Raw genomic sequence first — 564 nt, forward strand, 5'->3', positions numbered from 1 at the left:
CCCGCCGCCTTGCCGGCCTCGAGGCGGGCGCGGATGCGCTCGCCGTAGCGCTCGAGCAGGGTGCGCGCGAGCCGCTTCGCCGGCGTGGCCTCGGCGCGCTGCAGCTCGCCGAACAGCATGCGCGGCACGCCCGGATGTTCGGCCACGAAGTCGGCGTGGGCGAGGAAGATCGCCTGCAGCGCCGCGACCGGCGAGGCCGCCAGCGCCGCGGCGCGGTCGACGCGGGCCAGCAGGCGCTCGGCCACCCACTCCATGACTGCCTCCCAGATCGCGTCCTTGCTGGGAAAGTGGCGGAACAGCGCGCCCTGGGTCAGCTTCATGTGGCTGGCGATCGCCGCGGTGGTGATTTCGCCGGGGTCACGCTCGGCCGCCAGCTCGATCACCGCCTCGACGGTGACCGCCCGGCGCGTCTCGGCAGGGAGGGGTTTGGCACGCACGCTGGGTCTCGCTTTAGTAAGTAACTGTTTACTATCTTAGCCCGGACGAGCCATCCGGCAAAGCCCGCTGCGCCGCGCCACCGCCGCGCCACCGCCGCGCCACCGCCGCGCCACCGCCGCGCCACCG

At 73.8% G+C, this 564-nt stretch carries 1 protein-coding gene; it reads right to left on the minus strand.

The genetic code is table 11. From position 1 onward, the window contains the following. Window positions 1-437 (minus strand): TetR/AcrR family transcriptional regulator (locus tag C667_RS23775; RefSeq protein WP_004392195.1); only part of this gene is annotated, 437 nt, incomplete at its 3' end. Between the last annotated feature and the right edge of the window lie 127 nt (window positions 438-564).

Origin of the sequence: Thauera phenylacetica B4P, assembly GCF_000310225.1 — a bacterium.
Taxonomy (GTDB): Bacteria; Pseudomonadota; Gammaproteobacteria; order Burkholderiales; family Rhodocyclaceae; genus Thauera; species Thauera phenylacetica.